Here is a 4,533-nt window from a genome sequence, read left to right as displayed (position 1 = left end):
CTCCAACGACGTGGCAGCCGTAGCGTTCGGCGGCCTCGGACGCGCCGCGCCCGAACTCGCGGGCGTCCTCGAGAGTCCATCTGTCCCGGCGCAGCGAGCAGGAGACGAGCACGGCGACCGGGTCGGCGGCCACCGCGGCGAGGTCACTCACGCTGACGGTGGTGGTCAACCACCCCTTCGCGTACGGCGTGGTGGCGGTGGCCAGCTCGGCGCCGTCGTTCAACGTGTCGACGGTCAGTGCCAGGAGCCCGCCGGCGCCCAGATCGAGGAGTTCGGCGTCGGCCTCGAAGGCGTTGTTGAGCTGCCGGGGCGACCGGACCATGCACTCGCGTATCGCGGTGATCAGGCTGCCCTCGGCCGCGTTCAGGGACAGCCGGTTCCAGGCGGTGGAGGTCATGTCATGCCTGCCGGGAAGACTGGGTCGCGCGCAACGTCAGCTCCAGATAGGCCATCATCGGAACGGCGACGACGAGGAAGAGCGTCGGCCGGTGCAGCGCGCCGAGCGACAGGAAGAACAGCGTGGTCGCCCTGATGAACCAGACCAGCGCCTCGTACGCGCGGGTCTCCGGCGCCCTGATGAGCGTCACGAGACTCTGCGTGAACCCGAGCCCGGACGCGACGAGCAGCGCCCAGAAGACGACCTCGGCATAGGCGCCCGCGCGATCGGCGCCCGCCACGGCCGCCGCGCCCGCGGCCACCACCGCCACGACCGGGAACACCACGGCGATCCGGCTGGAGGCCCTGGTCCCGATGGCCACCGGCAGCGTCCGGTAGCCCGCGACCCGGTCGCCTTCGATGTCCTTGAAGTACCCCACGAGGCAGAAGCCACTGAACGCGACCGCGACGAGCGCCGTCTGGAACCAGGTCACCGCCGGGATGTCGAGCCATCCCGCGTCGGGTCGGACGGCCACGGCGCCGAGCACCGTGAACAGCGCCATGTCGACGCCGTTGACGAGGTTGCCCAGCATAGGGATGCGCTTGGTCCAGGAGTAGACCAGGTGACCGCCGATCGCGATGACGCTCCACAGGGCCAGCGTCGGTGCGACCACGACAGCCACCAGCATCAGCGCGGTGGACAGCGCGAGCGTCAGCCCCAGCCCGACGTGGGGGTTTATCAGCCCGGTGACGAAGGGGCGGTCCGGCGCGTTGACGGCGTCGGCCTTGCGGTCGAACCAGTCGTTCATCACCACGCCGACGCCGTATCCGAGGGTGCAGAACAGCAGCCCGATCACGATGCTCGCGGCGCTGGCCCCGACCGGCGGCGCCGTCATGCCGACCAGACCGGCCGACAGCGAGAAGGGCACGAAGTGGAGCCGCCACATCCGCGCCCAGGCCACCAGCAGGTCCCGGGTGCTGACTGCGGGTTCGAGCCGGCTGACGGTCATCGGTCCTCCAGGTGCATCAGGTCGCGGACTTCGGCGAACGCGGCGACGACGCGCTTGAGCTGCTCCGACGTGTGCGTGGTGGCGAAGCTCGCCCGCAGCCGGGGCGAGGCGGCCGGGGGGACCACGGCGTTGACGTACACGCCGCGGTCCAGCAGGCTGCGCCACGCGAGCAGGGTCTGCTGGACGCCGTCGAGCCGCACCGACACGATCGGCGTCTCACTCGGTATCGGGTCGTAACCCAGGGCGGTGAGCTCGCGACGCACGTACGAGGCGTTCTCGACCGCCTGCCGGCACAGCCACGGTTCCGCCCGCAGGATGCGCAACGCGGCGTAGGCGGCGGCCAGGTTCGCCGGCGGCGCGGATGCGCTGAAGATGAGGCTGCGCGCGTGGTGGCGGAGGTACTCGATGACATCCTCCGGACCGAGCACCGCGCCGCCGATCGACGCAAGCGACTTGCTGAAGGTGACCGTGACGAGGTCGACCTGATCGGTGACGCCGAAATGGGCGCTGGTGCCCCGGCCGTCGGCCAGCACGCCGATGCCGTGCGCGTCGTCGACGAGCAGGCGGGCGCCGTACTGCCGGCACAGCCGGACCACCTCGTTCAGTGGGCACAGATCGCCGGCCATCGAGTAGACGCCGTCGACCACGACCAGCCGGCCGGCGTCCGAGGGGCCGGCCGCCAGCTGCCGCTCCAGGTCGACCATGTCGTTGTGGGCGAACCGGCGGGTCTTCGCCCGGCTCATGCCGCAGCCGTCGTAGGCCGAGGCGTGCGCCTCGCGGTCGAGGATGACCTCGTCGTGACGAGACAGCAGCGACGCGATGACTCCGACATTCGCCTGGTAGCCGGTCGGGAACACCAGAGCGGCCGGCATGCCGAGGAACTCGGCCAGCTCGTGCTCCAGCTCCTCGTGCAGAGGTGTGTTGCCGTTGAGCAGCCGAGAGCCCGTACGCGACGACCCGTACGCCTCGATCGCCGCCTGCGCCGCTGCTTTCACCTGGGGGTGGGAGGTGAGTCCGAGGTAGTTGTTCGAGCCGCACATCAGGATGTCGCCGTCCCCGGTCTGCGCGACGGTCGCGTCCTGCCCCTCGAAAGGAGTGAAGTACGGGTAGAGCTTGGCCGCGCGAGCCTCCCTGCTCTCGGTGTACGACCGGCAGCGGCCGAAGATGTCCACTGTCACCACGTTCGCGTAACCCCTCTCGTCTGGTACCCCGTGTGCATCAGGTCATCGGGCGGACCTGCTGCCCCAGCTGTCGGCGAACTCGCTCCGGACGGCGGCGCACCGCCGACCGGTTCCGGCCGGCACGGAACCGCTGTGCGGAGGGAGGTGGGCGATCGGACGCGGACGGCGTACGGAGGCTCTGCGGGTGGGTGCCCGCCGAGGCGGGCCCGGGCTCTCGCCGCAGGGTGGCCGGACCTGCCCGGCGGCCTGGCGCAACGGCGCGCCGACACGCCGGTGGCGGGTTCGCCCGGGTGAACGACGGCCGCCGGCCGCGGTTCGGCCATTCCGAATGCGAGCGGGTGATCCGGGCAGTGCGGCCTGCACTTCGATCCGGGGCCGGCGATATCAGCCGGCATCAGGCCATCAGGCTTGCGAAGGCTCTCGGAAGCCAGGACCAGAACCAGAAGACGCGCTTCTACAGCAGCCCGATGAAAACGGTATTTCGACGGCAACACATAGACCGGTACCTCCCCCGTTCCGCTGTCGACATTCATCAGCGGCGAATCGCTAAGCGATCTCTCTGGGGCAGGATGCTACGCCGGATCCGCAGCGCGAGTCCACCCCGCTTCGGGCGTCGGTTCCTCCCGGGCGCGGGGTCCACGCCGGCTTCCGGTGCGGTGCGCAGGGCGGTGATCGAGGGCTTGAACAGGGGTCATCCGGCCGGTTCGACAAGATCAACGAATAGTCGTCGATGAATAACCCGCATCTTCGTTCCGGCTGCCCGGCTTTGACCGGTCGCGCATCGGGCAGGCGAATCGGCGGGAGAATGTGGATAATGATCGTCGTGGCGCATCGCAGCAGACTCTCGACGATCCTGATCGACGTGCCGGGCGGTGAGGCGCCCGCAGCCGCCGCCTTCTGGTCGACGGCACTCGGCGTTCCGGCACGTACAGTCCCCGACGAGCCGCAGTTCACCTCTCTGCACGGCGCGTTGCCCGGCCTGGTGCTCGCGATCCAGTCCGTGGACGAGCCGGCTCGATATCACGTCGACATCGAGACCGACGACGTCGAGGCCGAAGCACGCCGGCTGATCGCCCTCGGCGCTGTCGAGGTCGGCCGCTGGCTGGAGTGCATCACCTTACGGGCTCCGGGCGGTCCTCTCGTGTGTGTCATCCCGTGCCACAGCGATCCGAAGACCTTCGAGTCCCTCTCCCAGGCGTGGGAGTAGGCGCGCGGCCACGCAGGCGTCCGCACGGCCCGTGTCATGCTCGAAGCGATGAGCACCCAGCGTCCGCGCGACCCACGTCCCCTCCGTCGGCCGCGCCGCCCCCTGGCCCGCGTCGCGTTGGTCGCCGGCGTCCTCGCCGCGTTGGGCGCCGTCGCTGTGGTCGTGGTGCCGCTGCTGCGGCCGCCGGGCCCTCGACCGGCCTTCCAGCTCCCGGTGGCCTGCGGTGAGACGTGGCGCCTGTCGACCTATCCCGGGCACGACGACTACGACATCGACCTGTTCCCGACCCGGGGCGAGGCGTGGGGACGGCCGGTGCTGGCGTCCGCCGCCGGCACCGTCACCGTGGCCGGGGTCAACGGTTCCCTGGGCGGTCGCACCCCGCAGGACCCGAACGGGCCGAAGGGGCGCGGCGGCGGCTACTGGGTGAAGATCGACCATGGCGGGAAGTGGGAGACGCAGTACCTGCACCTGCTCGAACCGCCGCTGGTCGAGGCCGGTCAGCGGGTGGCCCGCGGCGATCAGCTCGGGCGGGTCGGCAGCACCGGGAACTCCGGCGCCCCGCACCTGCACTACGAGCAGCGCCGGGGCTGGGAGAAGGTGGAGGCCCACTTCGACGGCGTGCCGTCCGGCATCACGTCCGACGACCGCGAGTACACCGTCCGGCTGACCAGCGCGAACTGCGACCAGGGTCGCCGGTAGCCACGGTTCGGCGTACCACCGGGGTCGCGCCGGACGGCGGCGAGAGCGGTCCCGGCGATAG

The 4,533-nt window shown here is 70.7% G+C and carries 5 protein-coding genes; 2 read left to right on the top strand and 3 right to left on the bottom strand.

The genetic code is table 11. The features are described from left to right. The 3 genes from KBX39_RS24125 to KBX39_RS24115 form a co-directional block, all read right to left on the bottom strand. The coding region (locus KBX39_RS24125) for an AIR synthase related protein (RefSeq protein WP_210872641.1) at positions 1-397 on the bottom strand (397 nt) is incomplete at its 3' end. 1 nt (position 398) lies between these two features. Then, on the bottom strand, positions 399-1,337 hold the full coding sequence (locus KBX39_RS24120; protein ID WP_210872639.1) for a UbiA family prenyltransferase: 939 nt from the start codon (positions 1,335-1,337) through the stop codon (positions 399-401). A gap of 44 nt (positions 1,338-1,381) precedes the next feature. Further along, positions 1,382-2,563 (bottom strand): aminotransferase class I/II-fold pyridoxal phosphate-dependent enzyme, encoded by a 1,182-nt coding sequence (locus tag KBX39_RS24115; RefSeq protein ID WP_210872637.1) that lies wholly within the window; start codon positions 2,561-2,563, stop codon positions 1,382-1,384. 817 nt (positions 2,564-3,380) lie between these two features. On the opposite strand from KBX39_RS24115, the gene KBX39_RS24110 reads away from it, so the two are divergent. After that, positions 3,381-3,773 (top strand): VOC family protein, encoded by a 393-nt coding sequence (locus tag KBX39_RS24110; protein WP_210872635.1) that lies wholly within the window; start codon positions 3,381-3,383, stop codon positions 3,771-3,773. Between the two features lie 48 nt (positions 3,774-3,821). Continuing rightward, a complete protein-coding gene (locus tag KBX39_RS24105; protein WP_043329946.1) occupies positions 3,822-4,472 on the top strand; it encodes a M23 family metallopeptidase in 651 nt (216 codons plus the stop codon). The last annotated feature ends 61 nt before the right edge of the window (positions 4,473-4,533 follow it).

The sequence above is a fragment of the Micromonospora sp. D75 genome (assembly GCF_018070405.1).
In the GTDB taxonomy this organism is placed as follows: domain Bacteria; phylum Actinomycetota; class Actinomycetes; order Mycobacteriales; family Micromonosporaceae; genus Micromonospora; species Micromonospora chalcea.
The sequence above is the reverse complement of the archived record's forward strand: the minus strand, read 5'-3'. Positions and strand labels throughout refer to the sequence as shown.